Below are 23,320 nucleotides of genomic sequence, written 5' to 3' on the forward strand. Positions count from 1 at the left end.
GCCGCCGCTCGCGGCGGTGCTGCGATCGCTGGCGGCGCGTCCACCGCCTACAGCCTCGGCGCAGCCGGCCAGTCCGGTGCGTCGGGTGTCGCGTCCGGCCTTGGCGGGGTCGCCCGTGCCGGCGGTAGCGCCGCCGTCTCACCACTGCGCCGCGCTGCCTCGCGGGCCGCCGAAAGCATGCGCTCCAGCTTCAATGCTGGCGGCAAGGCCACCTTCGAGGCGACGGGCGGCACTTCCACCGCTGGCTCGATCGGCGGCGACGCGGCCGGTGACGCCGCCGCCGCCGGTTCCCCAACCGCCGGCGGTCCGCCGGCCTGGGCCCAGCGGATGCGCCGCTCCCAACACATGACCCATGCCGTCCAGGCCACGGCCCATGCCGTCCGCTCAGGCGACGCCCACGGCGGCGGCTCCTCCGTCAACCTTTCCGAAGGCGATCGCTGATGTTCAAACGACCAACCACCCACTACGGCAAAGTTTCTGAGCCGGAGACACCCTATCAACGCGCTGCCCAGGTCTGGGATGAGCGGATCGGCGCCTCGCGTGTTCAGGCGAAGAACTGGCGGCTGATGGCGTTCGGCTCGCTGATCCTGTCGGCCGGATTCGCCACCGCGCTCGTCGTGCAGTCGGCGCGGGGAACGATCGTGCCGTGGGTGGTGCAGGTCGATCGGCTCGGCCAGGCGCAGGCCGTCGCGCCTGCCGTCGCGGACTACCGGCCGACCGATCCGCAAATCGCCTTCCACCTCGCGCGGTTCATCGAGCAGGTCCGCTCCATCCCGGCAGACGCGATCATCGTGCGTCAGAATTGGCTGCGCGCCTATGACTTCACGACCGATCGCGGCGCCATGGCCCTGAACGATTACGCTCGGTCGAACGACCCGTTTGCGAAGGTCGGCCGCCAGCAGATCGCGGTCGACGTCTCCAGCGTCATTCGCGCGTCCCCCGACAGCTTCCGCGTCGCCTGGGTCGAGCGCCGCTATGAGAACGGCCAGCTCGCCGAGACCACGCGCTGGACCGCGATCCTGACGATCGTGGTGCAGATCCCGCGCAACGCCGACCGGCTCAGGGCGAATCCGCTCGGTATCTACGTCAACGCCATCAACTGGTCACGGGAGCTTGGGCAATGAAGCCGTATTTCCGTAAAGCCGGAAACCCGGCTTCACACACATCCGTAGTCTCGGCTTTCCGCAGAGCCGCATTCCCTATGGTCCTGCTGGCGACGACCGCGCTCGCCGGCTGCGCCACCACCAATCCGCCGCCGGAGATCTCTTATGACAATGCCGCTCCGGCCGTGCAGACCGTCGATCCGCCTGCACCCGTAACGGTAGTCGAACTGCCTCGGCCGCTGCCGCTGCCTGGCCAGTTGCAGCGCGTCGAGCCATCCCGGCGCATACCGGAGCCGACCGATCCAACGGCGCGGGTGAACCAGGCTAATGCAGCAGCGCGCATCCAGCCGGTGCGCGACGGCTTCATCAACTCGATGCAGGTCTATCCGTTCACGCAAGGGGCGCTCTATCAGGTCTATACCGCCGTCGGACAGATCACCGACATCGCGTTGCAGCCCGGTGAACAGCTCGTCGGCTCAGGCCCCGTCGCCGCCGGCGACACGGTGCGCTGGATCATCGGTGATACCGAGAGCGGTTCGGGCGCGACCCGGCAGATCCATATCCTCGTGAAGCCTACCCGCGCCGATCTGATGACGAACCTCGTCATCAATACCAACCTGCGCACCTATCATATGGAACTGCGCTCGACCGAGCGCACCTATATGGCTTCGGTCTCCTGGCAATATCCGCAGGACCAGCTTATCGCGCTGCGCCGGCAGAGCGCCGAGGCGCAGGCCTCTCAGCCGGTGGCGAGCGGCGTCGATCTCACCAACGTCAATTTCCGCTACGCCATCGACGGCGACCGTGCGCCGTGGCGACCACTGCGCGCCTTCGACGACGGCCGCCAGGTCTTCATCGAGTTTCCCCGCGGGATCGGCCAAGGCGAAATGCCACCGCTCTTCATAGTTGGCCCCGAGGGCAATACCTCCGAGCTGGTGAACTACCGCGTCCGCGGCAACCACATGATCGTCGACCGGCTCTTTGCCGCCGCCGAACTGCGCTTCGGCTCCAGCGACCACCAGAAGCGCGTGCGCATCACCCGCACCGACGGGAGGCCGGCATCATGAGCGATAACGAGCCCCCGAACGAGCAAACGCCAGCCGACGATACCCAACCCTTGACCGGCGAGCCGGCCAACGCCGCGCCGATGCGACTGCGCGCCGAGCCACCGCGTGTCACTCGGCTGTCGCGTAAGGTCCTGGCGGGAATCGGACTCGTCGCCAGCGTCGGGCTCGGCGGCGCTCTCGTCTATGCGCTTCAGACCCGCGATGGCGCCCGGCCGAACGAGGAACTCTATTCGACTGAAAACCGCTCGACCGCCGATGGGCTCGCCGGGCTGCCGCGTGACTACAGCGGCGTGCCTCGGCTTGGACCGCCCCTGCCAGGCGATCTCGGGCGACCGATCGTCGGTGCGCAGGAACGCGGCCAGCCCGTTCCTGTCCCCTCCATCGCCACCCCCAATCCGGGCGTCAGTCCCGAAGAGCAGCGCCGCATTCAGGAACTGGAGGCGGCACGCACGGCCCGGCTGTTCGCGAGCACTGAAACCCGGACAGCCGCCGCGACGCCGTCGCAAGCGACGCCCGGCGCTCCACCGACGCCCGATCTCACCAGCCTGGGGCTAGCGCCACCACCCGCGACGCCCACGGCGCAGGACCGCCAGACCGCCTTCCTCAATGCGGCCCCGGATCGCCGCACGGTCGCGGCCGATCGTGTCGTCGCGCCCCCATCTCCGAACATCCTGCAGGCCGGCGCTGTCATATCGGCCGCGCTGATCACCGGCATCAGGTCCGATTTGCCGGGCCAGATTACCGCGCAGGTCACCGAGAACATCTATGACAGCCCGACTGGACGCATCCTCCTCGTGCCTCAGGGCACGCGTGTTGTTGGCCAGTACGACAACAACGTGCAGTTCGGTCAGAGCCGCGTGCTTCTTGTCTGGAACCGACTGATCTTCCCGAACGGTCGCTCAATCGTTCTCGAGCGCCAGCCAGGAGCAGATGCCGAGGGATTTGCCGGCCTCCAGGACGGCGTCGACTATCACTGGTGGGATCTGGCAAAGGCAGCAGGGCTCTCAACCTTGCTAAGCGTCGGCGCGGAGCTGGCCACAAACGACGACGATCGACTGATCAGCGCGATCCGCAGCGGCGGCCAGGACACGATCAACGACGCTGGCCAGCAGATCGTCCGCCGTCAGCTCAACATCGCGCCGACCCTCACCATACGGCCCGGCTTCCCGGTGCGGGTGATAGTAACGCGCGATCTCGTACTTGAACCGTATGGAGGCTGATGAGGATGAAGTTGAAGCTTGGCCCTATCGTAGATGACAAGCCGGTAAAAGTGACGGTGGAGCTGCCGGCGTCGCTCTACCGCGATCTCACCGCATATGCCGAGGTGCTTGGTCGTGAGGAGGGTCGCGCATTGGTCAATCCTGTCAAACTCATCGTGCCTATGCTCGACCGGTTCATCTCATCCGATCGTGGCTTCGCTAAGAGCCGGCGTAGCTCTTCAACTGCTCCAGCATCAGGATCAGCCTGACGCTCTCGAACAGGGCTTATCATTCCAAGCAGATCAAGGCGGCCCAGATGCCTGTTGTCGCCGGTTCGCGAGGGAAGCAGCCAAATCTAGCAATCCCTTAAGCGCGGGATTCTGGTTGATCGTAGACCATACGACGCTCGAACCTACGACTTCCGCACCGTCGCCGATCGGGACAAAAGAAACCCCCGGATATACGGCGCCAAGCGTAGAATATGATGTCAGCGTGATTCCGAATCCCTTTGCCACCATATGCATCAGATTCTCCCGACCCACACGTTGGATCGAAATCTTTGGGCGAAAGCCTGGGCCTGACAGTTGGCGCACGAGGTAATCTTCGATCTCCGGTCCGGCCGCATCGGCTGTCACCAAGAAAACTTCGCCGCGCACATCCTGCAAAGTGATATCCCGCGAGGACGCCAGAAGGTGCCCGTCGGGCAAGGCGACGAAGATTCCTTCACTCCACAGATACCGGGTCTGACATCCAGGAAGCCGTGGATCGCCTGGAATAAAGGCCGCATCCAACCGCCCGTTCAAGACGCTAGCGGCATTCGCTTGCGCGGTAGCTTCCTCCAACTTGACATCAACATGAGGAAAGCGCCGGTGGTAAGCGTCGAGCAGATCGGACAAGAATCCACTTGCCAGAGAGGCCATCAGGCCAATCTTCAACTCTCCCGCTTCACCGCGTTTTATTAAGGCCATTTCATTGACGGTTTGGCGCAGGTGTCCGGCGCTGACGGCTGCTTCGCGTATGAAGCGCTCCCCCGCAAGGGTCGGCCGGGCTCCGATCCTACTGCGCTCGAACAGCGGCACGCCAAGCGTTCGTTCGAGTATCTGAATACGCCGGCTGACGGTCGACTGCGACAGATTTAAGATATCGGCCGCTCGCCGAAAGCTACCTTGCTCGGCAACAACGATCGCATACTTAAGATATCGAAGATCAAGCGCGAGGTCCGGCACTGGATGCGGGGTCGCGCAATCAAGCCAAGTAGGCGAAGCGCGAGTTCATCTCGCACCATTTGCGAAGGGCATTCCCTTTGCTCCGCAGCGTGCCATTCGCCTGTCCTCTTTTTGTCACGTTTGCCTCGGCTCAGGCACCAGCGATTTTGTAAGGCGCGTCGCCAGCTGTTCTCCCGCTTGCTTGGCGGCGGCGTGCGCCTGCTTAAGATTGGACGCCGCGAGGTCCCGAAACGAGGCCATGGCGGGATTAACATCGGCGAGGGTCAGCTCGACATCGATGAGTTGGAGGTCCAATCCCCAGTTGTCTTCGAAGATGCGCCTAAGCCAAGGCGTCGCGTGGTCCCAGCCGTCCTTCGGCATGCCGGGCCCGTAAGCGCCGCCACGCGCCGAGATCAAATAGGCGGGACGTCTCGAGATCGGCGACGGCACCTTAACGGTGAAACGCGGTTCGGTGACTAGAAGGTCAATCCAAGCCTTGACGTGCTGCGGAACCCCATAATTGTAGAGTGGAACCGCAAAGATGAAGGCGTCTGCTGCCAGCATCTCATCGGCCAGTTGGGTTGCGAGCGCTGCCGCCTGCGCCTGCTCCACCGTGCGTTCACTAAGGTTCAACGGAGCGGCCTGCACAGCCAGGGCCCAGGCCGTTGCAGGTAAGGGCGAGAGTCCAACGTCCCGCCCCACGACATCCAACCCTGCCAATTGCGCTCGGACGGCGTCCTCAAGCGTTGAAGCCACGGCACGGCTTTGCGAACCAACTGTACGGATGCTTGCATCCAAACGATAAATTGTAGTCACGCTTCAGCCTTTCTTCTTCTCAAGAAAGTCCACCAACGCCTCGTTCACGACCTCCGACGCTTCGAGCTGCGGCCAGTGGCCCACGCCATCGAGAGGCAGGAACCCCTTGAGATTCGGCACGGTCGGGGTGAGATCCTCCGCCTTCAGCGCTCGCATCTTCATCATCCCGTCCGCTGTGCCGAACGCGAAGAAGGCGGGCTGTTGGATCTTCGCCCCGGCAAAGGCTTTTGCCTGGTCGAAGTAAGGCTGCATGGCGCGGTAGATGTTGAGTGGTCCATGGAAGCCGTCGCGTTCGAAGCCAGCGATCGCCGCCTCGACATCCTCTCGGTCAGCGAACGGCGGGATACCGATCGGCGACGGCCGGTTGAGGCTCTTGCTCGGATCCATCGGATTCCACGCTTCGGAAGCGTTGGGCAGCCCCGACGTCCAGTAGAGCATGCCGGGCCAGGTCGTTGCGGCGTCCGCCCACTCCTCGTCGGCCTCCGGCCGCATCTGCCGGAACATGTAAAAGGCGTCCTCCTTACCGCCAGCCTTCAGCATCTCGAGCATGCTGGGTCCAGCACCCGGCAGGACCGGCGGGACGCTGAGGCAGAAGACTGCGTCAAAGAGATCCGGCCGCATCGCTGCCGCGTTCCAGCTCACGGTCGCCCCGAAGTCGTGGCCGACCAGGGTGGCGCGCTCAATGCCGAGTTTCGTCAGGATGCCGACGAGATCTCCGACGTTGTAGAGGACCGTATAGAGCGCGGGGTCTTCGGGCTTTGAGCTATCGCCATAGCCACGCGTATCGAACGATATCGCGCGGTAACCCGCGGCCGCGACTGCCGCCATCTGCCGGCGCCAGCCCCGCCATCCGTCAGGAAAGCCGTGGACGAACAGCACAGCCGGGCCCTCGCCTTGCTCGACAACGTTCAGCTTGACGCCATTGGCTTCTACAAAGGTCTGCTTCAACGATTTATTCCGATCCACGAAAGTCATCTTTCATGCTCCATTTGAATTGTGAAATTGACGCGCGCGATGCGGCGACCGCTGAGATCGATCTGTGAAGTACACAGTTTGATAATAGTTCGCGTGCGATCGAGATGGTGCTCGGCTTTACTTTGAACTCTCTGTCATCTGTCTCGGGGTCAGGTCGCAGACTAGCCGCTGCCTGACTCCGAGAATCGATGTCAGCGCCGGATCGAGTTACTTCCCGGAAAACTGGATCTTCGGAATCGGCTCATGTTTCCGTACAGCCGCGACTGCAATGGCCATTCCCTCTGCGCCGTCTTTGGTGTCGAGGATGCCAGCGCCGAGTTGGGTGGAGATGATGTCGGCAGCCGAGACGCCACCGGTAGCCCAAGTGCGGATGAGCGTACGCGCCTTGCCGTACGCAAGGGTCGGCCCCGTCGCGAGATGCCGCACGAGTTCGTCGGAGACCTCCTCCAACTTGCCGTCAGGCGCTGAATGGGTTGCGATACCCAGATCGACTGCGACCTTTCCGAAAATTGGCTCTGAGAGTAGGACGAAGCGAGTAGCGAGTGTTTTGCCGACGCGATCGGCGAGCCGCTGCACCCCGCCTGCCATTGGAATGCCGCCGACCGACACTTCCGGGAGGACGAGCATCGCCGACTCTGCGACGACCAGGAAATCGAACGCCAGGAGCAGTTCGAAACCGCCACCCATGGCCATCCCTGCTACCGAAGCAACCGTGGGGACGGGCAGTTCCTCGATCAGACGGATCGAAGCCAGGATGTCAGCTGCAAACGCTTCGAGAAATTTCGAGCCCTTGTCACCGATGGCGCCCAGATCGTCTGCCACGGCAATGTTGCCGGACGCGGACGTCAAGTGAAGGACGCGGATGTCGCTCGCATATGCCTGGCGAACGGCGGCCCGCAGCGACGAGGGAAAGTCGGACCCTGGCTCGCTGTCTGCATCACCGAGCAAGATCAGCTTGCCCACCGCACCGTGTTGCTCGAAGCGGAACGAACTCATGTTTTAACTCCTCATTTGCTGACTTATCTAGCCAGACAGGCCTAACGCCTGCTACAAAACGCCGATGCTTTGCGTCGCTCTTGGCACAGGCGACCAAACCGGTTATGTTATGTACGTTACAGAAAGGCGCTTTGTCAATGGCCCGTCCTCGTGCGTTCGAAGAGAGCGAAGTGCTGGATCGCGCGGCGGACGTGTTCGGCCGCCGGGGCTACGACGGATCGACCATGGCAGAGCTGACGGCCGCGATGGGCTTGAACTCTCCCAGCATTTACGCTGCCTTCGGAAGCAAGCGCGGCCTCTTCGATGCCGTTCTCAAGCGCTGTAGCGCTCGCGAGGACGAGCACTGGGAATGGGCGCTCGCCGCCGCGACGGCCGAAGGTGTCGTCAAACGCCTGCTGACGACCTCGTCCGAGCAGACGTCCAGCCGCATTCTCGTGCATGCGGGGTTGGCGATGGGCAGTGAGAACGCCGACATCCCTGCCGCGCTGCTGCATCGTCGGCAATCGGCCGAACAGAAACTTCGAGACCGGTTCGAAGAGGCGAAGCGGGCCGGTGATCTCCCCGTGGGCGCTGAAGCCTCGCGGTTGGCGAGCTATGTGACGTCGGTACTCGGCGGTCTCGCCATGAAGGCCGCCGGTGGAGCAAAGCACAGCGACCTGCGAGAGGCTACCGAGCAGGCGATGGCCGCCTGGCGGGCCATCAGCGACGTTGCTGCCGCGGCAAGCGCTTCAACGAAGGGATCGACGCCGGCTGATCAACTTCGCGAACCACGAAAATTCAGTGCTGACGTAGCGCTCGATGCCGCCATGAAGGTCTTTTGGACCAAGGGTTTCGCCGGCGCGTCGCTGAATGATCTGACCGAGGCTATGGGAATTACCCGCCCAAGCCTCTATGCCGCGTTCGGCAACAAAGAAGCGCTCTTCTTCAAGGCCCTCGAGCTCTATCAATCCCTTCGAGGGGACTACATGGCTAGAGCGCTCCAGTCTCCGACAGCGCGAGGCGTTTTCGAAGCAATCCTGAGGGGGACGCTACGCACCCAACTGGCGGAGGGACACCCGCGCGGCTGCCTCATGGTCCTTAACTCAATGCCGGGCGGCGATGAGGCGCAAGTGATCCGCAACGAGATCCTCAGGCGCCAAGCCGTCGGGCGCGATCTGCTCGCCGCCCGGTTTGAAAGGGCCAAGATCGAGGGCGACCTACTGCCCACCGTCAATGTCGACGGCCTTGTGCGTTTCGTCCAATCCATGATGAACGGCATCCTCATGCAGGGGGCGGCAGGCGCAAGCCAAAGCGAGCTTGAGGGACTCGTCGAGAGCACCTTGGCCATGTGGACCGCTTCCGCCGATCTACCGATCGGTAAAGACTAGACGCAGCTGACGGATAGTGGAATCTTTACCGATCGGTATGATGCCTTCGATCTCCGGAGCATGCGGCGGTACTGCAGCAACAAGTCGGCTCCTAGGCGGCACTTCGGCCGCCGTCACACGGGAGCACGATCCCTGTCGTCCACCGCGCCTCGTCTGACAGCAGGAAGAGTGCGGAGCGAGCCATGTCATCGGGGTCGGCGATATAGTTCATGGGCATTTGGGCTGCCATCTGCTCGCGCGATTGCTCATCCGGCATCCAGCGATCGAACATCTCAGATCGGGTCGGCCCAGGCGCGATCGCGTTTACGCGGATGCCATCACGAGCATAATCGAGCGCCGCGCATTTAACGATGCCGGCAAGGCCGAACTTGCTAGCCGCGTAGATACTGTTTTGAGCCGCCCCGACGAGGCCGCCAATCGAAGAGGTGTTCACGATGGATCCGCCGTGGCCCGCCTTCAACATCGCGCCAGCTTCATGCTTGATGCACAAAAAGACGCCGCGCAGGTTGGTCCCGATGATGCGATCAAAATCTTCGGCCTTAGCCTCATGGACGGGGCTGCGTGCACCGCCCACGCCAGCATTGTTGAAAGCGCCGTCCAAACGCCCGTAGCGGTCTATCACCGTGGAAATTGCGCGATCGATCGAGTCCTCGTCGCGCACGTCGCAGGCAACAGCGATCGCCTGAAGGCCACGCGCGCGCAACTCGGCGGTCATAGCCTCCGTGCGTTCAAGGCGACGAGCGGCAGCGACTACGGTAGCGCCCTCGCTCGCAAACAATGACACGGCCGCCTGGCCGATTCCGCTCGAAGCGCCGGTGACGAAGACAACCTTGTCTCGAAGGCGGCTGGAGGTGAACTCCAGAGGAGGAGGGTTGAGGTACGTCATGGAGAGATCCGTTGGTTGATAACGTCGGGAAAGACGGGCGCATGCTGCCGAAGGAAGGCGACGACAGCGTCTACCCTCTGAACGCCGTGACGTAGGTCGCGGCGCACGAGCGAAACCGTTGTCTCCTCGCACCGCCAGTCGCGCAGAACCGGGACGACTTCGCCCGATCGTAGCGCCTCGTCCGCCAGCCACAGTGGCGCCATCACGATCCCGACGCCCAATAGTCCTGCGACCCACACGGATTCACCATCGTCGATCGCGAAGCGAGCGTGCGGCATGATCGAGATCGCCTCCCCTTTGCCCTTTGAAGGTAGGAACCGCCAAGGCCGGATCGCGCCGCTATGCTGATTGCGGAAGCCGATCAGTGTGTGTGCCGTGAGTTCATCCGGCGTGGAGGGTGTGCCATGCCGCTGCAGGTAACCCGGCGTCGCGCAAGCGACCCAAGGGTAGCTGAACCACTGTTGGGCGAGGTGCCCGTGCAGTCCGTTGAGCGGACCACCCCGCACCGCAATGTCAATTCCATCAGCGGCGAGATCGACGCGCTCGTTGCTTGCCCGCAGGTCGAGATGAATGGCGGGGCAAGCCGCGGCAAATGCCGGAAGCAGCGGAACAAGCCGGCGCCGCATCAGGCCGACGGCCGCGCTGATCCGCACTCGGCCAGTGGCGCCCGGAACCGCTAGGTCGCTCAAGGCGGACTCGGCTGCGGCGACGCCGTGTATTGCCTCGCGTGCCGGGCCAATTAGCACCTCGCCCTCCTCGGTGAGAGAAAGCGCGTGGGTCGAACGGTGGAAGAGCTTGAGCCCGCGAGCCGCCTCGAACCGCGCGATCGTCTTGGACATCGCCGAAGTTGACATCGCGAGGCGTCGCCCAGCTTCAGCGAAGCTGCCTGCATCAGCGACCGCGACGAAGCAGCGCAACTGGGCAAGGGACAATTCAGACATAGCTGCGGACATAATGTCAACATTAGCTGATGGGGAGTGCCACGCAAATCCGGAACGGACGAACTTGCGGTCGAGACTGACGGCTACAGCCGCACGGCCTGTGGTCATAGCTTAGCTCCCAAAGGAGTCAGCGATGGCAACCGAGATGAATTTGGACGCAGTGGCCTCCCTGAAGGAGAACTTTGGTCCTGACGAGCCGCTGTTTGTGGTGAATCTGCTGAAGTACCGGGAGCACGCGAGGTATCCCGGCGGCTCGCCGCTAGCAGGCATCACCGGCCGCGAGGCGTATTTCTCGCACTACCTGCCGGCGTTTGCGTCGGTGAACGTAGGCAAGGACATTAGCCCGATCTGGGTCGGAACCGTGGCGGGCATGCTGGTCGGAGAGGATGGAGAGCAGTGGGACGACGTCGCCATCGTCCAATATCCGTCGTTCTCCGTGTTCGTTGAGGCTGCCACCAGCCAGCCATATGTCGATCAGGCGGAGCCACATAGGCTTGCCGCACTCGAGGACCTTCGCCTTATCGCAACCAAGAAGGCGCAGCTACCTGGATGAGTAGCGCGTCCCAGACCACCCGTCCGATATGCACGCTATAGCCCGATATTACCGCACACGTTCACGAGTGGACTTCAAAGCGGAAGATCTATCGCCTTCTATCTCCACAAGACCAAAGAAGTGGAGATACAGTATGAGCGTTGCCCCGCATGTCGCCCGCAAAACAATTCGCCGGCAGCAGCTACGAGAGATCGTACCGCTTGCCGACAGCACGATCTATGACATGGAGCAGCGAGGAGAATTCCCGCAGCGCTTCTATCTCACCTCGCGCTGCGTCGTCTGGGACTTGGCAGAAGTGGAAGCCTGGCTCGATGCTCGGCGCCATGCCTCTCGCTCAAATGCAATCAAACTTGCTCCAAGCCCTGACGTGAGGCTGCGCCGTTCGCGGCCCGTCAAACACTAGGCTCCAACTCAAGCAACTCCATCGTGGCCGGGAGCAGCGTCGGGCGATACTTCTGACCCAAAACCCAGGCGTCCAACATATTGGACCACTCCTGCATCATATGGCGGCGTTGATGCTCATACTCCGCCTTGTTATAGACGCCACGCGAGGATCTTCCGTCCTCATGCGCCAGGCACTTCTCGATCCAGTCGCTATTGAAGCCCAGCTCGTTCAGCAGGGTAGAACCTGTGCGTCGTAGGTCATGGACAGTGAACGGTTCGAGCGGCAAACCCTCTTTTTTCGCTCTGACGACGACCGCAGTCGTTATCCGATTGAATGTCGCCCGCGACATCGGTGCGTCAGCGTCGTATCGCGATGGAAGCACATAGCGCGAGTTGCCCGCGCAAGTTTTCAGCGCGATGAAGATGTCCACTGCCTGCTCCGACAGGTAGACGTTGTGTGCCTTCGACCGCTTCATTCGCTCTTTTGGGATCGACCAGACGGCGTTCTCGAAATCGACTTCATCCCATGTCGCGTCCTGCAGCTCGCTTTTCCTGACCATCGTCAAAAGGAAGAGCTTCATTCCCAGCCGTATAGTCGGCAGGGTCGGCACATGGTCGAGCTGACCGAGCATGACGCGGATCTCCGCCGGTGATAGTGAACGATCCTTCGGTACGAATGTTGCGATAGACGCGGGCCCAACTTCATCCGCCGGGTTGGCGACCTTCTCGCCATGTAAGATCGCGAACGCAAAGATCAGCTTCACGATATCCCGCACATGGACGGCCGTAGCTGGAGCACCGCGATCCTTCACTTTTCCGCACATCATGCGGAGATCGTCAGGCGCGATCTCCGTCAAAAGCTTGTTTCGAAACGTTGGTAGGATGTCGCGTTCGTAGATCGATCTTCGCATGGCGCGCGTGCTGTCGGCCATGCGCGACTCCTGGAACCATTTCTCGCCGAACTCGCCGAACCTCTTCGCCTCCTTCAGCCGCCGCTTGTCGTGCTGCTTCTCCTGGGCCGGAGACCTCCCCTCTGAAATGGCACGCTTGGCATCGATCAGCTTTTCCCGAGCGCGGGCCAGCGAAAGGCCTTCTGGCCCATACCGACCAAGCGTTAGCGTCTCGCGACGGCTGTTGAGGCGGTAGTCGTACCGGAACACGATCGCACCCGACGGCTGCACCACGACGTACATACCGTCACGGTCGCTCACCTTATACAATTTACGCTGTGCTTTCAGTGCCTTAATCGCCGTGTCAGTAAGCATGGGGGCCTCCAAAATCGTCCCATAATCGGGGAGAAGCGCCAATTATACCGTCAGGCCAAAACAGACGATGCTGGAAGCATGATTCCTTTTTGAAATCAGTCTGTTATGTCTGAAAAAAATACCGTCAGCAGCTCTCTTGGCCCTGACGGTATCGCGAATTCGCTGATCGAACAAGATTCCCCATACCGTCCGCTATACCGTCAAATCGGAGCACTACCCCCCGATAGATGGCGATAGACCTAGTTAGGATTATCTCTTTCTATCAATGTCTTATATCGTATCCTGGCGTACAAAGGGATACTGGCGGATAGGCAAAAATCATTCCCACTCGATCGTCCCGGGTGGCTTGCTCGTCACGTCATAAACCACGCGATTGATCCCGCGCACCTCGTTGATGATCCGCGTCGCAGTGCGGCCGAGGAAATTCATGTCGTAGGGATAGAAATCCGCCGTCATGCCATCCACGGAGGTGACGGCGCGGAGTGCGCAGACGAAGTCGTAGGTGCGGTAGTCACCCATGACGCCGACGGTCTGTACCGGCAAGAGCACGGCGAAGGCCTGCCAGATCGTGTCGTAGAGGCCGGCTTTGCGGATTTCGTCGAGATAGATGGCGTCGGCCTTGCGCAGGATGTCGAGCTTTTCGCGTGTCACGCTGCCGGGGCAGCGGATGGCGAGGCCGGGGCCGGGGAAGGGGTGGCGGCCGATGAAGCGATCCGGCAGGCCGAGCTCGCGGCCAAGGGCGCGGACCTCGTCCTTGAACAGTTCGCGCAGCGGCTCGACCAGCTTCATGTTCATGCGTTCCGGCAGGCCGCCGACATTGTGGTGCGATTTGATCGTCACCGATGGTCCGCCCGAGAAGGATACGCTTTCGATGACATCGGGATAGAGCGTGCCCTGCGCCAGGAAGGCCGGCGCGCCCTTGCCGTCCGCGGCGATCTTCTGGGCTTCCGCGTCGAACACTTCGATGAACAGGCGGCCGATCGTCTTGCGCTTGACTTCGGGGTCGGAGACGCCGGCAAGCTCGGTGAGGAAGAGGTCGGAGGCGTCCACATGCACCAGTGGGATGTTGTAGTGGTCGCGGAACATTTTCACGACCTCGTCGGCCTCGTTCATCCGCATCAGGCCGTGATCGACGAAAATGCAGGTCAGCTGGTCGCCGATCGCCTCATGGATCAGGACTGCCGCGACTGAAGAATCGACGCCGCCTGACAGGCCGCAGATGACTCGTTCCTTGCCCACCTGCTCGCGAATCTTGCGGATCATCTCGGCGCGATAGGCCGACATCGTCCAGTCGGATTTCAAACCGACGATCCGGTGCACGAAATTGGAGAGCAGTTTGGCGCCGTCGGGCGTATGCACCACCTCCGGATGGAACATGGTGGAGTAATAGTGCCGCTTCTCGTCTGCGGCGATGGCAAAGGGCGCGTTCTCGGAGGTGGCGATGACCGAAAAGCCGTCCGGCAGCTTCGTCACCCGGTCGCCATGGCTCATCCAGACAGGATAGCGTTTGCCAGGCTGCCAAAATCCTTCGAACAGCGGGCTTGCAGCCTTGATCTCGACATCGGCGCGGCCGAATTCCGCCGCATGACCGCCCTCGACCGTGCCGCCGAGCTGGTGCGCCATCGTCTGTTGGCCGTAGCAGATGCCGAGGATCGGCACGCCGGAATCGAACACCGCTTGCGGCGCCCGCGGGCTGCCTTCATCCGTCACCGAGGCCGGGCCGCCGGAGAAAATCACGCCTTTCGGCTGCAATTTCTCAAAAGCCTGAGCGGCATTCTGGAACGGATGGATTTCGCAATAGACCCCGGCTTCACGGATGCGGCGCGCGATCAGCTGCGTCACCTGGCTGCCGAAATCGATGATGAGAATGCTGTCGGGATGAGCTGTCTGGGTCATGTCGGGCCTATAAAGAAACATCGCCGGGTACGCAATTGGGAATCGTCAGCTGTCGCGCAACTTTCGCAGCAGGTCGCCGAGCGCGGCAAAGGCATCGTTGCCAATGCGCGACCGGTACTCTGTTTCGATCTCTGTCTTGATGCGGCTGGCGTCGCGCATGGCGGCTTTCCCGATTGCTGTCAGCGCAACGATCCGGCCGCGCTTGTCGTCGGGGTCGGCGCGGCGCTCAAGAATGCCGTCGGCCTCGAGGCCGTCGATCAGCTGCTGGACGGCCTGTTTCGATATGGCCAGGCGCTCGACCAACAGCGCCTGCTTTGTACCCTTCGGCGCGATACTGCCGATCAGTGTCGAGCGGGCCTCTGTGAACCAGCCATGTCCGGCCGCCTGCATGCGGGCAACGAAATCGCCATGCCAACGATCGCTCGCCTGCCACAGCAGCCAGCCGATATGATCGGGAAATTTATCGTCAAGCACCTTGACTATGTTCCTTGTGCATTCTATTTCATTCTAGTCAAGTTACTTGACCATACCGAAGCTGTCGAGTTCTCAAGAAAAGGTTTCCACCATGATGACGCTTGAAAAACCCGTGCTTGCCGCAATCCTCATCCGCACGACCCACGAAGTCGATCTGGGCGAGGGCCGGCAGGCCACAATTTATTACGAGACCGAAGACCGCGCTCACATGCGCCTGCCGGACGGCGTGACGATGACCGGCGATTGGCACCTGCTGGACGATGGCTATGCGATCGAATGGCAGAACGGCCCCTCAGGCCGGTGGACGCTCAAGGCGATGCCTGGACGGATCAGTTATTTCGATACCGAAGGCAAGGATCGCGGCACGGTGCGAGCGATCACCTTCGGGCCGAATGCCGCCTTCTCATCCTAAGCCAATAGTGCCATCCTCGATTCCGGCCTCCAACAGCGCAACAGCCGCTGACAGTTTCTCGTCGACAATGTGCAGATATTCGGTCCAGTCGTCGATATGGCTGACCTCGGCCTTGCCGTCGGAAATGCCGCGCAGGCCGACCAGCGGAATGTCAAAGGCCATGCAGGAACGGAGGATGGCATAGGTTTCCATCTCTACCATCTCGGCGTCGATCGAACCATAGGCGAGGCCTGAAATCACGGCGCCGCCCGTCGAAAGCCGCGCTTCCTTGACGCCGGGAATGCGCACCGGCAATGGCAGCACCGCGGGCAGGCCGAGGAAAGGCGTCACGCCCCGTTCGAAGCCGAAGGGCGACGCATCCATGTCGCGATAGCCGACGGAGGTGGCCTGGTAGACTTCGGCCTGTTCCAGCACCGCCGAGCCGGCGGAACCCAGTGAGACGACAAGATCCGGCTTGCGCCCGTCCATGACGAATTGCGCCAGTGTCTTCGTCAGCTCGACGGCGGCTTCGACCGGACCAACGCCGGTCATGACAGGCTTGAACAGCGCCTGYAGGTGCGGGCCATATTCCGCCTCCGCCGCCATCACATAGAGCAGCGACTTGCCGCCCACGGTTTTCAGCCGATCGCTCATCCGCGTATATCCTCCCGGCCGCGCAGGGCCATTTTCGTGCCCGTCATCGACGCGATCAGCTTCGCCGGTCCGTCGCCGATCGAATAGGCGCGGCCGTCGGCAACGATGATATTGGAGCCGGGTTTGGTGATCTCGCCGCGGAACAGGAAGCGATCGCCCTTGCCGGGCGAGAGCAGGTTGACCTTGAACTCGATCGTCAGGATCGACACGTCGGGCTCGATCATCGTATAGGCGGCATAGGTGCAGGCCGCATCGAGTGCGGCGGAAATCACGCCTGCATGCAGAAAGCCATGCTGCTGCGTCAGCTCAGGGCGATAGCCGAGTTCGATCTCGACACTGCCGTGCTGGATGCGGGTCAGCTCGGCGCCGATCAGCGACATCGCGCCCTGGCGGGAGAACGACGTGCGGATACGCGTGCGGAAATCATCTATGGGTTCGTCCGGCATTGGGCTTCCTTTCGCGGCCGCGAAACTGCCATTGCCGTCATCGCAGCACAAGCGGCATTGAAGATTTCACCAGAGTTTTCGGATGCTAACGCTTCCGTCCGCGGCATCCGCAGATCATCGAGGTCGGTTTTCTGGAGGTGAGGCAATTGTGTTTGGTCCCGCTCTGCGTCTATGTTGCCGCATCTTCTCCCCTCCATCGTCGTCCTGCGAGGAACTRCATCATGGAATATCGTCGTCTTGGAAAATCCGGCCTGAAGGTCAGCGAGTTTTCGTTCGGATCATGGGTTACGTTCGGCAAGCAGGTCGATGGCGACGATGCCGTCAGCCTGATGGCGCATGCCTATGACAACGGCGTCAATTTCTTCGACAATGCCGAGGGTTATGAGAGCGGCAACTCCGAAATCGTCATGGGCGAGGCCCTCAGGACTCTGGGCTGGAGCCGGGACAGTTTTATCGTTTCGAGCAAGGTGTTCTGGGGTGGCAGCAAGCCGACGCAGCGCGGGCTTTCGCGCAAGCATGTGACCGAGGCCGCGCATGCGGCGCTCAAGCGCCTTAAGGTCGACTATCTCGATCTCTATTTCTGTCACCGTCCCGACATCGATACGCCGATCGAGGAAACGGTCCGCGCCATGCACGATCTCGTTACCCAGGGTAAAGTTCTTTATTGGGGTACGTCGGAATGGTCGGCGCAGCAATTGACCGAAGCCTATGCGGTGGCGCGCGATCTCCGCATCACGCCGCCGACGATGGAACAGCCGCAATACAATCTTTTCGAACGCCAGAAGGTCGAAGCCGATTACCTGCCGCTCTACGACCTGATGGGCCTGGGCACCACGATCTGGTCGCCGCTCGCATCGGGCGTTCTGACGGGCAAGTACAACAACGGCATGCCCAATGACAGCCGCATGAACCTGCCCGGCTATGAATGGCTGAAGGAGAGATGGTCAAGTGACGAGGGCCGCACTAAGCTCGCCCAGGTGGCGAAATTGGCTGAGCTGGCGAGCGAGACCGGCATTTCGATCACGCATCTTGCTCTGCTCTGGTGCCTTTCCAACCGCAATGTCTCGACGGTGATCCTCGGCGCGTCGCGGATGAGCCAGTTGGAGGACAATCTCGCCGCACTTGCCCACAAGGACAAGCTTACGCCTGATGTGCTGGCCCGCATCGACGCCATCGTCGGAAACAAGCCGGCAGCGCCACAACGGTTTTGACGAGGGAAGGGCTGGGCCATTGCTTCGACCCGGTCAGGGTGGTCCGAATTTCGGGTCGAGCAGAATGCGGTTCCAGCCCAGTCAAGGGGGCGGCATGATTTCCAACTACAATGATGCAGGGCTCGACTTGTCTGGTGATGTCGAGTTTTTCACATTGATGGCGGAAAGCTTCGAACGGTGCGTGGGGCGTCCCTTAGCGCCGGAAGGTCGGGGTGCCGACTGGCTTTATGAAAAGTCGCCCACCGTAGTTCTTGCTCACAACACCGAACCCGATCCACGGTTTATCTATGCCAACCGTGCCGCCCAGGCCTGCTTTGAATATTCATGGGACGAGTTCATCGCCTTGCCGTCGCGCCTTTCGGCGGAAGTGCCGGACCGCGCGGAGCGCGAAAGACTGTTGAATGCCGTCGCCGCAGAAGGCTTTGTCGCCGGCTATAGCGGCGTTCGCATTGCCAAATCGGGACGACGTTTCCGCATCGAGAACACGATCGTCTGGGATCTCGTTGATCGCCATGGGCGCCGTCTTGGGCAGGCGGCGATCTTCGGTTCCTGGCGGGATGAGGTCACAAGCTAGAGCATGTCGCCTGGAAGTGGGCACCGGTTTCAGGGCAACGACATGCTCAAACAAAGGCTTGGAGCGCGGTTCTGATCTATCAGCACGCAAAGCGCTCCAGGCGTCGGACAGGCGGCGCAAGTGGAGCTTCGCGGTCTCGGGTCTGCTGATCAGTCCGGTTGGTAGAAGCGGGCGCCGAGCTTTTCCTTATAGGGATAGTATTGGAAATAGGGACGGGCTTCGTCGAGCACGCGGGTTACGGATGGCCGCGCCAGGAGCCGCTCGAAATAGGCCGCCAACCCGGGATGGGATTGCGAGAACGGCAGAAGCGTGTCGGCAAAGAACAGCGCTGGCAGAGCCGCACAGTCGGCAATGCCGAATGCCTCGCCATTCGCCCAGGTCCTGCCGGCAAGATGCTGTTCGGCCATGTCATAGGCGGTCTTGAGCATCTGATAGGCATCCGCCACACCTGCCGGATCCTTCTGCTCGTCGGATCGTAGGCGGTCCAGGACGATCTTCTGCATCGGCACGCTGACATAGAGATCGAAGAACCGGTCCCAGAGCCGTGCCGAAAGTCCCGCTTCGAAATCGTCCGGAATGAATCGGATCGGCCCGGGATAGTGCCGGTCGAGATATTCTATGATGATGCTGGTCTCGGGAATGGTGCGATCGCGCGCCGTATCCTTGAGCATCGGAATCTTGCCGATCGCCCAATTCCTGATGAGGTCGGCGCTCGATTCTTCATCCGCAAGGTCGACCATACGCGCCTCGAACGGCGTGCCGTTTTCATAAAGAGCGATCAGCACCTTGTGGCAGAAAGACGCCAGCGGGTGCATATAGAGGATGAGCGCCAAAGTTCCCTCCATCAAAGGACGCGGCGCTATGCCGGTCACGCAGCGTTGGACGTCTGTTCCTGATTGAGGCAAGCGCTGATTGCCGAGACCGTATCCGAGCCCCGCAGCCGCGCGACCAGATCCTGGTCCCTGAGGGCGCGGGCGATGCGCGACAATGCCTTGAGATGATCGGCGCCGGCTCCTTCCGGCGCGAGCAACATGAATGCGATGTCCACGGGCTGGTCGTCGAGGGCCTCGAAATCGACTGGCGTTTCCAGCCGGGCGAAGACGCCGGTGATCTTGCTCAACTGCTTGAGCTTGCCATGCGGGATGGCGATGCCGCCGCCGACCCCGGTCGATCCCAGTTTCTCGCGCTGCAGCACGACATCGAATATTTCCCGCTCCGAGATGCCGGTCAACTTGGAAGCGTTTGTCGCAAGTTCCATCAGAAGCTGTTTCTTGGATTGTACGCGAAGCGCCGGAATAATACCTTCCGGATGCAAAATATCCGCCAAAGCCATTCATTTTGTCCTTTTTGGCTTGGTATAGCCGGGCCGGCGCCGCCGCCGACCCGTATTATTATCCTCGCAAGCTTGCTCAGCCCTTGATGTTGGCGGAATCGATCCAGCCGATATTGCCGTCATTGCGGCGGTAGACGATGTTGAGTTCGGTGGAGCCGGGCTTGCGGAACATCACCACTGGGTCGTCGGTCATGTCGAGCGCCATCACGGCACTTGCCACCGACATGGTCTTCAGCGACTTGGTCGTCTCGGCGACGATCACCGGTGCATAGTCCTCGGCCACTTCGTGGCCATCGTCCTGTTCGGGGGTATCGATGACGGCGTAGGCGATCTCGGTGCCGTTGCCGTTGCGGTTTTCGCCGTGATGATGGTCACGCAATTTGCGCTTATAGCGGCGCAGGCGCTTTTCAATACGTTCAAAGGCGGTGTCGAAGGCGACCTGAGGGTCGTTGGCATCGCCGGCGGCATGCAGATTGGCCCCGGAGTCGAGATGGATCTTGCAGTCGGCATTGAAGCGCGCGCCCGATTTTTCGACCAGCACCTGGCCTGAAAAGCCGCCGTCGAAATATTTTATGATGGCGTCATTGATCGCTCCGGTGATCTTGGTCCGGAATGCCTCACCGATATCCATCTGTTTGCCGGTCACACGCACGGTCATAGTGTCATCCTTCCTGCAGTCGAAGTGCCCGAAGCCCGCCTGGACGCGCATTCCCGAAACGGGCTTCTCATCCCGGGAAAGCGTTCGCGGTCGCATCACGGTGGTGATCCGAACCCAAGACCACGAAAGGATGGTCAGGCCCGGATGTCCCCTAAGCAATCGCAAACCAATCGGAAATCAGTCTATTCCAACGCGGCCCCCGATCCAAGCACTTCGTTTGCTGCGCTGCCACAGAGCGCAATCTGCTGAAAATGGCGAATTCTCGCCGATTTCTGGCGGCGGGCTCTACCGATGGCCCCGTTTGGAGTCAAGCGGCGCGGTCAATCGAGGCTGTGAAAAAGCGGGGAAAAAATACAAGCTAAGGCTGTTTCAGCACTGGCTTACGTACGTCAGGCCGATCAGGCCAGCGCCAGTCTGGCCATGGCGCGCTTTTCCCGCCGCCGCTGCACGGAGGAGGGGATGTTCATCGCTTCACGATATTTGGCCACGGTGCGGCGGGCGATGTCGATACCGCCACCCTTGAGTTGCTCGACGATGTCGTCGTCCGAGAGCACGTTATCGGCGCTTTCATCGGAAATCATCGCCTTGATTCGATGGCGAACGGCCTCGGCCGAATGCGCATCGCCGCCTTCGGCCGAGGCGATGGAGACGGTGAAGAAATATTTGAGCTCGAACAGGCCGCGCGGCGTCAGCATGTATTTATTCGACGTCACCCGGCTGACGGTCGATTCATGCATCTTGATCGCCTCGGCTACTGCTTTCAGGTTGAGCGGCCTCAGATGCTGGATGCCGCGAACGAAGAAGGCATCCTGCTGGCGTACGATTTCGGTCGCCACCTTCATGATCGTCTTGGCGCGCTGGTCGAGGCTGCGCGTCAGCCAGCTGGCGCTCTGCAGGCATTCGCTGAGGAAACTCTCTTCGTCGGTGCGCTTGCCGACCGAGCCCGCGATCCGCTGATAATATTGATGATTGACGAGCACGCGCGGCAGCGTGTCGGGATTGAGCTCTATGGTCCAGCCGCCGTCCGGCGCCGCCTGGACGATGACATCGGGAATGATCGACTCGGACGGACCGGTCTCAAAGCCGTTGCCGGGCTTCGGATCGAGCCTGCGGATCTCGGCCAGCATATCGACCAGGTCCTCCTCGTCGACACCGCAAAGCCGTTTCAGCGTAGCGAAGTCGCGCCGGGCAAGCAGGTCCAGATTGGCGAGCAGAGCCTGCATTGCCGGGTCGAGCCGGTCGCGCAGGCGCAGCTGGATCGCCAGGCATTCGCTCAGCGACCGCGCATAGACCCCCGGCGGATCGAGCTCCTGCAGCCGGCCGAGTACATGTTCGATTTCGCCGATTTGGACGCCCAGGCGCTCGGCCACGTCCTCGACGCCGCTATGGATGTAGCCTGCCTCGTCGAGCAGGTCGGTCAGGGCGTTGGCGATCAGCCGCTCGCGCGCATCGGCGACCGCGAACGGTATCTGCTGGTTGAGATGGTCCTTGAGCGAGATCTGTCCGGCGACGAAATCGTCGAGGTCATAGGCCTCGCCGCTTTCGCCGAGGCTGCCGGGCATGGATTTCCACTGCTGCAGCAGTTCGGGCGCATCCGCCTTGCGCGGCGCGTCGTCCTGAAAGACATTGTCGAAGCCGGTGTCGAGCGCATCGCTGAGCCGCTCGGCACGGCTCGGAGGGGGAACCTCCTCGGCCTTGCCGTCGGCAGCGCGGCCCTCGAAGATCGATGCGGCCCGGTGATCGATCACCATGCCATCACCGGCCCCGTCCAGGCTGACCGGCTCGTCGCCGGAGGCCATTTCGAGCAGCGGATTGCGCTCGACTTCCTGGGCGATGAACTGGTTGAGTTCGAGGAACGTCATCTGCAGGAGCTGGATGGATTGCATCAGCTGCGGTGTCATCACCAGCGACTGGGACTGTCGCAAATGCAGGCTGGCAGACAAAGCCATGGCGGACGCTATACTCCCTCGAAGAGATGAGTTCCGACGGTGGTGGGAACGTCAAATCCAAACTGGCCCAAAAATTGCTTATTAATTTTTCCGGGTCAAGAACTCTTTGCCATCGGGGCGAAATTTCGCGAGCCGGCGGGAAATTCGATCATGTCGTGGTTAATGGCGCCCCACCGGCGGTTCACAGGCTGAAATTGTCGCCGAGATAAAGCCGCCTGACGTCGGCATTGGCGACGATGTCGGAAGCGCGCCCATGCGTCAGCACTTCGCCGGCATGGATGATGTAGGCCCGGTCGATCAGGCCGAGCGTTTCGCGCACATTGTGATCGGTGATCAGCACGCCGATGCCGCGCCGGGTCAGATGCCGGACGAGATTCTGGATATCGGCGACGGAGATCGGATCGACGCCGGCAAAGGGTTCGTCGAGCAGCATGAAGGCAGGCTCGGTCGCCAGCGCGCGAGCGATTTCCAGCCGCCGCCGCTCGCCGCCGGACAGCGCCACGGCGGGCGATTTCCTCAGATGCTCGATGGCGAATTCCTCGAGCAGCGATTCCAGCTGTTCCTCGAGTGCCTTGCGGCTCTTGAACTTGACCTCGAGGACAGCCCGCAGATTCTGCTCGACCGTCAGTCCGCGGAAGATCGAGGCTTCCTGCGGCAGGTAGCCGACGCCGAGCCGCGCCCGCTGATACATCGGCATCCAGGTGACGTCGTTGCCGTCGATCTCGATCCGGCCCTGGTCGACTGGGACGAGGCCGGTGATCATGTAGAAACAGGTCGTCTTGCCGGCGCCGTTCGGTCCGAGCAAACCGACGGCTTCGCCGCGCCGCACGATCAGCGACACGCCATTGACCACGCGCCGTGTGCGGTAGGTCTTGGTGATGCCGCGCGCAATCAGCGTGCCTTCATAACGGGCCTTCTGCGCCGGATCCATTGAATCCGCGCCATCAGCCCTTTTGCCGGTCGATGTCAGGAAGGGT

At 61.6% G+C, this 23,320-nt stretch carries 26 protein-coding genes and 1 pseudogene; 11 read left to right on the forward strand and 16 right to left on the reverse strand.

Translation table 11 applies throughout. The annotated features are described in order from the left end of the window. The 5 genes and pseudogenes from AC1DYF_RS23760 to AC1DYF_RS23780 form a co-directional block, all read left to right on the forward strand. Positions 1-441: pseudogene (locus AC1DYF_RS23760) on the forward strand (P-type conjugative transfer protein TrbL); the annotation flags it as partial. Then, on the forward strand, positions 441-1,124 hold the full coding sequence (gene trbF / locus AC1DYF_RS23765) for a conjugal transfer protein TrbF (protein WP_477879243.1): 684 nt from the start codon (positions 441-443) through the stop codon (positions 1,122-1,124). The pseudogene AC1DYF_RS23760 and the gene trbF, both read left to right, overlap by 1 nt. After that, the gene (gene trbG / locus AC1DYF_RS23770; RefSeq protein ID WP_477879244.1) at positions 1,121-2,170 is read left to right on the forward strand and encodes a P-type conjugative transfer protein TrbG; all 1,050 of its coding nucleotides are present in this window, start codon (positions 1,121-1,123) and stop codon (positions 2,168-2,170) included. Before trbF ends, trbG begins: the two co-directional genes overlap by 4 nt. Beyond that, entirely contained in the window at positions 2,167-3,390 is a 1,224-nt protein-coding gene (locus AC1DYF_RS23775; RefSeq protein WP_477879245.1) for a TraB/TrbI/VirB10 family type IV secretion system protein, read from the forward strand. The genes trbG and AC1DYF_RS23775 overlap by 4 nt, the downstream gene beginning before the upstream one ends. Before the next feature lie 5 nt (positions 3,391-3,395). Continuing rightward, positions 3,396-3,638: a DUF2274 domain-containing protein gene (locus AC1DYF_RS23780; protein ID WP_477879246.1), complete on the forward strand. Its 243-nt coding sequence runs from the start codon at positions 3,396-3,398 to the stop codon at positions 3,636-3,638. Positions 3,639-3,671: 33 nt separating this feature from the next. Here AC1DYF_RS23780 and AC1DYF_RS23785 read toward each other — a convergent pair whose 3' ends face one another. The 4 genes from AC1DYF_RS23785 to AC1DYF_RS23800 all read right to left on the reverse strand — a co-directional run bounded on the left by AC1DYF_RS23785 (position 3,672) and on the right by AC1DYF_RS23800 (position 7,361). Continuing rightward, positions 3,672-4,595 carry a LysR family transcriptional regulator gene (locus AC1DYF_RS23785; RefSeq protein ID WP_477879247.1) on the reverse strand — a complete coding sequence of 308 codons (924 nt, stop codon included), beginning with the start codon at positions 4,593-4,595 and terminating at the stop codon, positions 3,672-3,674. 114 nt (positions 4,596-4,709) lie between these two features. Then, positions 4,710-5,390, reverse strand: coding sequence for an FMN-dependent NADH-azoreductase (locus AC1DYF_RS23790; RefSeq protein ID WP_477879248.1), 681 nt, complete (start codon positions 5,388-5,390; stop codon positions 4,710-4,712). A 3-nt stretch (positions 5,391-5,393) separates the two neighbouring features. Next, on the reverse strand, positions 5,394-6,338 hold the full coding sequence (locus tag AC1DYF_RS23795) for an alpha/beta fold hydrolase (RefSeq protein ID WP_477879249.1): 945 nt from the start codon (positions 6,336-6,338) through the stop codon (positions 5,394-5,396). Positions 6,339-6,572: 234 nt separating this feature from the next. Beyond that, positions 6,573-7,361, reverse strand: a complete 789-nt coding sequence (locus AC1DYF_RS23800) for an enoyl-CoA hydratase/isomerase family protein (protein WP_477879250.1) — start codon at positions 7,359-7,361, stop codon at positions 6,573-6,575. A 137-nt stretch (positions 7,362-7,498) separates the two neighbouring features. Between AC1DYF_RS23800 and AC1DYF_RS23805 the strand changes: the two genes are divergently transcribed. Continuing rightward, complete coding sequence (locus tag AC1DYF_RS23805) at positions 7,499-8,728, forward strand: TetR/AcrR family transcriptional regulator (RefSeq protein WP_477879251.1); 1,230 nt, start codon at positions 7,499-7,501, stop codon at positions 8,726-8,728. A gap of 91 nt (positions 8,729-8,819) precedes the next feature. On the opposite strand, the gene AC1DYF_RS23810 is transcribed toward AC1DYF_RS23805, so the two are convergent. Further along, positions 8,820-9,614 (reverse strand): SDR family NAD(P)-dependent oxidoreductase, encoded by a 795-nt coding sequence (locus AC1DYF_RS23810; protein WP_477879252.1) that lies wholly within the window; start codon positions 9,612-9,614, stop codon positions 8,820-8,822. Continuing rightward, positions 9,611-10,663 carry a LysR substrate-binding domain-containing protein gene (locus AC1DYF_RS23815; RefSeq protein WP_477879253.1) on the reverse strand — a complete coding sequence of 351 codons (1,053 nt, stop codon included), beginning with the start codon at positions 10,661-10,663 and terminating at the stop codon, positions 9,611-9,613. Before AC1DYF_RS23815 ends, AC1DYF_RS23810 begins: the two co-directional genes overlap by 4 nt. Positions 10,664-10,688: 25 nt before the next feature. On the opposite strand from AC1DYF_RS23815, the gene AC1DYF_RS23820 reads away from it, so the two are divergent. Both AC1DYF_RS23820 and AC1DYF_RS23825 read left to right on the forward strand, forming a co-directional pair. Beyond that, a complete protein-coding gene (locus AC1DYF_RS23820; RefSeq protein WP_477879254.1) occupies positions 10,689-11,108 on the forward strand; it encodes a hypothetical protein in 420 nt (139 codons plus the stop codon). 133 nt (positions 11,109-11,241) lie between these two features. Next, the gene (locus AC1DYF_RS23825; RefSeq protein WP_477879255.1) at positions 11,242-11,511 is read left to right on the forward strand and encodes a helix-turn-helix transcriptional regulator; all 270 of its coding nucleotides are present in this window, start codon (positions 11,242-11,244) and stop codon (positions 11,509-11,511) included. Here the strand turns inward: AC1DYF_RS23825 and AC1DYF_RS23830 are convergent. The 3 genes from AC1DYF_RS23830 to AC1DYF_RS23840 all read right to left on the reverse strand — a co-directional run bounded on the left by AC1DYF_RS23830 (position 11,501) and on the right by AC1DYF_RS23840 (position 15,127). Further along, positions 11,501-12,757: a tyrosine-type recombinase/integrase gene (locus tag AC1DYF_RS23830; RefSeq protein WP_477879256.1), complete on the reverse strand. Its 1,257-nt coding sequence runs from the start codon at positions 12,755-12,757 to the stop codon at positions 11,501-11,503. The two genes, AC1DYF_RS23825 and AC1DYF_RS23830, sit on opposite strands and share 11 nt — an antisense overlap. 318 nt (positions 12,758-13,075) lie before the next feature. Then, positions 13,076-14,653, reverse strand: coding sequence for a glutamine-hydrolyzing GMP synthase (gene guaA / locus AC1DYF_RS23835; protein WP_477879257.1), 1,578 nt, complete (start codon positions 14,651-14,653; stop codon positions 13,076-13,078). 45 nt (positions 14,654-14,698) lie between these two features. Then, positions 14,699-15,127 (reverse strand): MarR family winged helix-turn-helix transcriptional regulator, encoded by a 429-nt coding sequence (locus tag AC1DYF_RS23840; protein ID WP_477879258.1) that lies wholly within the window; start codon positions 15,125-15,127, stop codon positions 14,699-14,701. A 91-nt stretch (positions 15,128-15,218) separates the two neighbouring features. Between AC1DYF_RS23840 and AC1DYF_RS23845 the strand changes: the two genes are divergently transcribed. Then, on the forward strand, positions 15,219-15,539 hold the full coding sequence (locus AC1DYF_RS23845) for a hypothetical protein (protein WP_477879259.1): 321 nt from the start codon (positions 15,219-15,221) through the stop codon (positions 15,537-15,539). On the opposite strand, the gene AC1DYF_RS23850 is transcribed toward AC1DYF_RS23845, so the two are convergent. Both AC1DYF_RS23850 and AC1DYF_RS23855 read right to left on the reverse strand, forming a co-directional pair. Then, positions 15,531-16,172, reverse strand: coding sequence for a 5'-methylthioadenosine/S-adenosylhomocysteine nucleosidase (locus AC1DYF_RS23850; RefSeq protein ID WP_477879260.1), 642 nt, complete (start codon positions 16,170-16,172; stop codon positions 15,531-15,533). The two genes, AC1DYF_RS23845 and AC1DYF_RS23850, sit on opposite strands and share 9 nt — an antisense overlap. Then, positions 16,169-16,618 (reverse strand): PaaI family thioesterase, encoded by a 450-nt coding sequence (locus AC1DYF_RS23855; protein WP_477879261.1) that lies wholly within the window; start codon positions 16,616-16,618, stop codon positions 16,169-16,171. The genes AC1DYF_RS23850 and AC1DYF_RS23855 overlap by 4 nt, the downstream gene beginning before the upstream one ends. A 221-nt stretch (positions 16,619-16,839) precedes the next feature. Between AC1DYF_RS23855 and AC1DYF_RS23860 the strand changes: the two genes are divergently transcribed. Together AC1DYF_RS23860 and AC1DYF_RS23865 are read left to right on the forward strand one after the other, a co-directional pair. Then, positions 16,840-17,829 (forward strand): potassium channel beta subunit family protein, encoded by a 990-nt coding sequence (locus AC1DYF_RS23860; protein WP_477879262.1) that lies wholly within the window; start codon positions 16,840-16,842, stop codon positions 17,827-17,829. Between the two features lie 94 nt (positions 17,830-17,923). Then, positions 17,924-18,403: an MEKHLA domain-containing protein gene (locus AC1DYF_RS23865; RefSeq protein WP_477879263.1), complete on the forward strand. Its 480-nt coding sequence runs from the start codon at positions 17,924-17,926 to the stop codon at positions 18,401-18,403. Between the two features lie 149 nt (positions 18,404-18,552). Here the strand turns inward: AC1DYF_RS23865 and AC1DYF_RS23870 are convergent, their stop codons facing one another. The 5 genes from AC1DYF_RS23870 to lptB form a co-directional block, all read right to left on the reverse strand. Further along, positions 18,553-19,236 carry a glutathione S-transferase family protein gene (locus tag AC1DYF_RS23870; protein WP_477879264.1) on the reverse strand — a complete coding sequence of 228 codons (684 nt, stop codon included), beginning with the start codon at positions 19,234-19,236 and terminating at the stop codon, positions 18,553-18,555. Positions 19,237-19,271: 35 nt separating this feature from the next. Then, entirely contained in the window at positions 19,272-19,736 is a 465-nt protein-coding gene (ptsN, locus tag AC1DYF_RS23875; protein ID WP_477879265.1) for a PTS IIA-like nitrogen regulatory protein PtsN, read from the reverse strand. Between the two features lie 76 nt (positions 19,737-19,812). Continuing rightward, positions 19,813-20,394, reverse strand: coding sequence for a ribosome hibernation-promoting factor, HPF/YfiA family (gene hpf / locus AC1DYF_RS23880; protein ID WP_477879266.1), 582 nt, complete (start codon positions 20,392-20,394; stop codon positions 19,813-19,815). A 398-nt stretch (positions 20,395-20,792) separates the two neighbouring features. Continuing rightward, on the reverse strand, positions 20,793-22,343 hold the full coding sequence (gene rpoN, locus AC1DYF_RS23885; RefSeq protein ID WP_477879267.1) for an RNA polymerase factor sigma-54: 1,551 nt from the start codon (positions 22,341-22,343) through the stop codon (positions 20,793-20,795). A gap of 181 nt (positions 22,344-22,524) precedes the next feature. Beyond that, entirely contained in the window at positions 22,525-23,274 is a 750-nt protein-coding gene (gene lptB, locus AC1DYF_RS23890; protein WP_477879268.1) for an LPS export ABC transporter ATP-binding protein, read from the reverse strand. Between the last annotated feature and the right edge of the window lie 46 nt (positions 23,275-23,320).

The organism is Rhizobium sp. P2_G9, from assembly GCF_056403475.1.

Coding starts and splice junctions, on each gene's coding strand:
- guaA (WP_477879257.1), bottom strand. CDS start 14,653: ATGACCCAGACAGCTCATCCCGACAGCATTCTCATCATCGATTTCGGC.
- hpf (WP_477879266.1), bottom strand. CDS start 20,394: ATGACCGTGCGTGTGACCGGCAAACAGATGGATATCGGTGAGGCATTC.
- AC1DYF_RS23820 (WP_477879254.1), top strand. CDS start 10,689: ATGGCAACCGAGATGAATTTGGACGCAGTGGCCTCCCTGAAGGAGAAC.
- AC1DYF_RS23810 (WP_477879252.1), bottom strand. CDS start 9,614: ATGACGTACCTCAACCCTCCTCCTCTGGAGTTCACCTCCAGCCGCCTT.
- AC1DYF_RS23845 (WP_477879259.1), top strand. CDS start 15,219: ATGATGACGCTTGAAAAACCCGTGCTTGCCGCAATCCTCATCCGCACG.
- AC1DYF_RS23805 (WP_477879251.1), top strand. CDS start 7,499: ATGGCCCGTCCTCGTGCGTTCGAAGAGAGCGAAGTGCTGGATCGCGCG.
- AC1DYF_RS23800 (WP_477879250.1), bottom strand. CDS start 7,361: ATGAGTTCGTTCCGCTTCGAGCAACACGGTGCGGTGGGCAAGCTGATC.
- AC1DYF_RS23830 (WP_477879256.1), bottom strand. CDS start 12,757: ATGCTTACTGACACGGCGATTAAGGCACTGAAAGCACAGCGTAAATTG.
- AC1DYF_RS23825 (WP_477879255.1), top strand. CDS start 11,242: ATGAGCGTTGCCCCGCATGTCGCCCGCAAAACAATTCGCCGGCAGCAG.
- lptB (WP_477879268.1), bottom strand. CDS start 23,274: ATGGATCCGGCGCAGAAGGCCCGTTATGAAGGCACGCTGATTGCGCGC.
- ptsN (WP_477879265.1), bottom strand. CDS start 19,736: ATGGCTTTGGCGGATATTTTGCATCCGGAAGGTATTATTCCGGCGCTT.
- AC1DYF_RS23860 (WP_477879262.1), top strand. CDS start 16,840: ATGGAATATCGTCGTCTTGGAAAATCCGGCCTGAAGGTCAGCGAGTTT.
- AC1DYF_RS23815 (WP_477879253.1), bottom strand. CDS start 10,663: ATGACCACAGGCCGTGCGGCTGTAGCCGTCAGTCTCGACCGCAAGTTC.
- AC1DYF_RS23855 (WP_477879261.1), bottom strand. CDS start 16,618: ATGCCGGACGAACCCATAGATGATTTCCGCACGCGTATCCGCACGTCG.
- trbF (WP_477879243.1), top strand. CDS start 441: ATGTTCAAACGACCAACCACCCACTACGGCAAAGTTTCTGAGCCGGAG.
- rpoN (WP_477879267.1), bottom strand. CDS start 22,343: ATGGCTTTGTCTGCCAGCCTGCATTTGCGACAGTCCCAGTCGCTGGTG.
- trbG (WP_477879244.1), top strand. CDS start 1,121: ATGAAGCCGTATTTCCGTAAAGCCGGAAACCCGGCTTCACACACATCC.
- AC1DYF_RS23775 (WP_477879245.1), top strand. CDS start 2,167: ATGAGCGATAACGAGCCCCCGAACGAGCAAACGCCAGCCGACGATACC.
- AC1DYF_RS23780 (WP_477879246.1), top strand. CDS start 3,396: ATGAAGTTGAAGCTTGGCCCTATCGTAGATGACAAGCCGGTAAAAGTG.
- AC1DYF_RS23865 (WP_477879263.1), top strand. CDS start 17,924: ATGATTTCCAACTACAATGATGCAGGGCTCGACTTGTCTGGTGATGTC.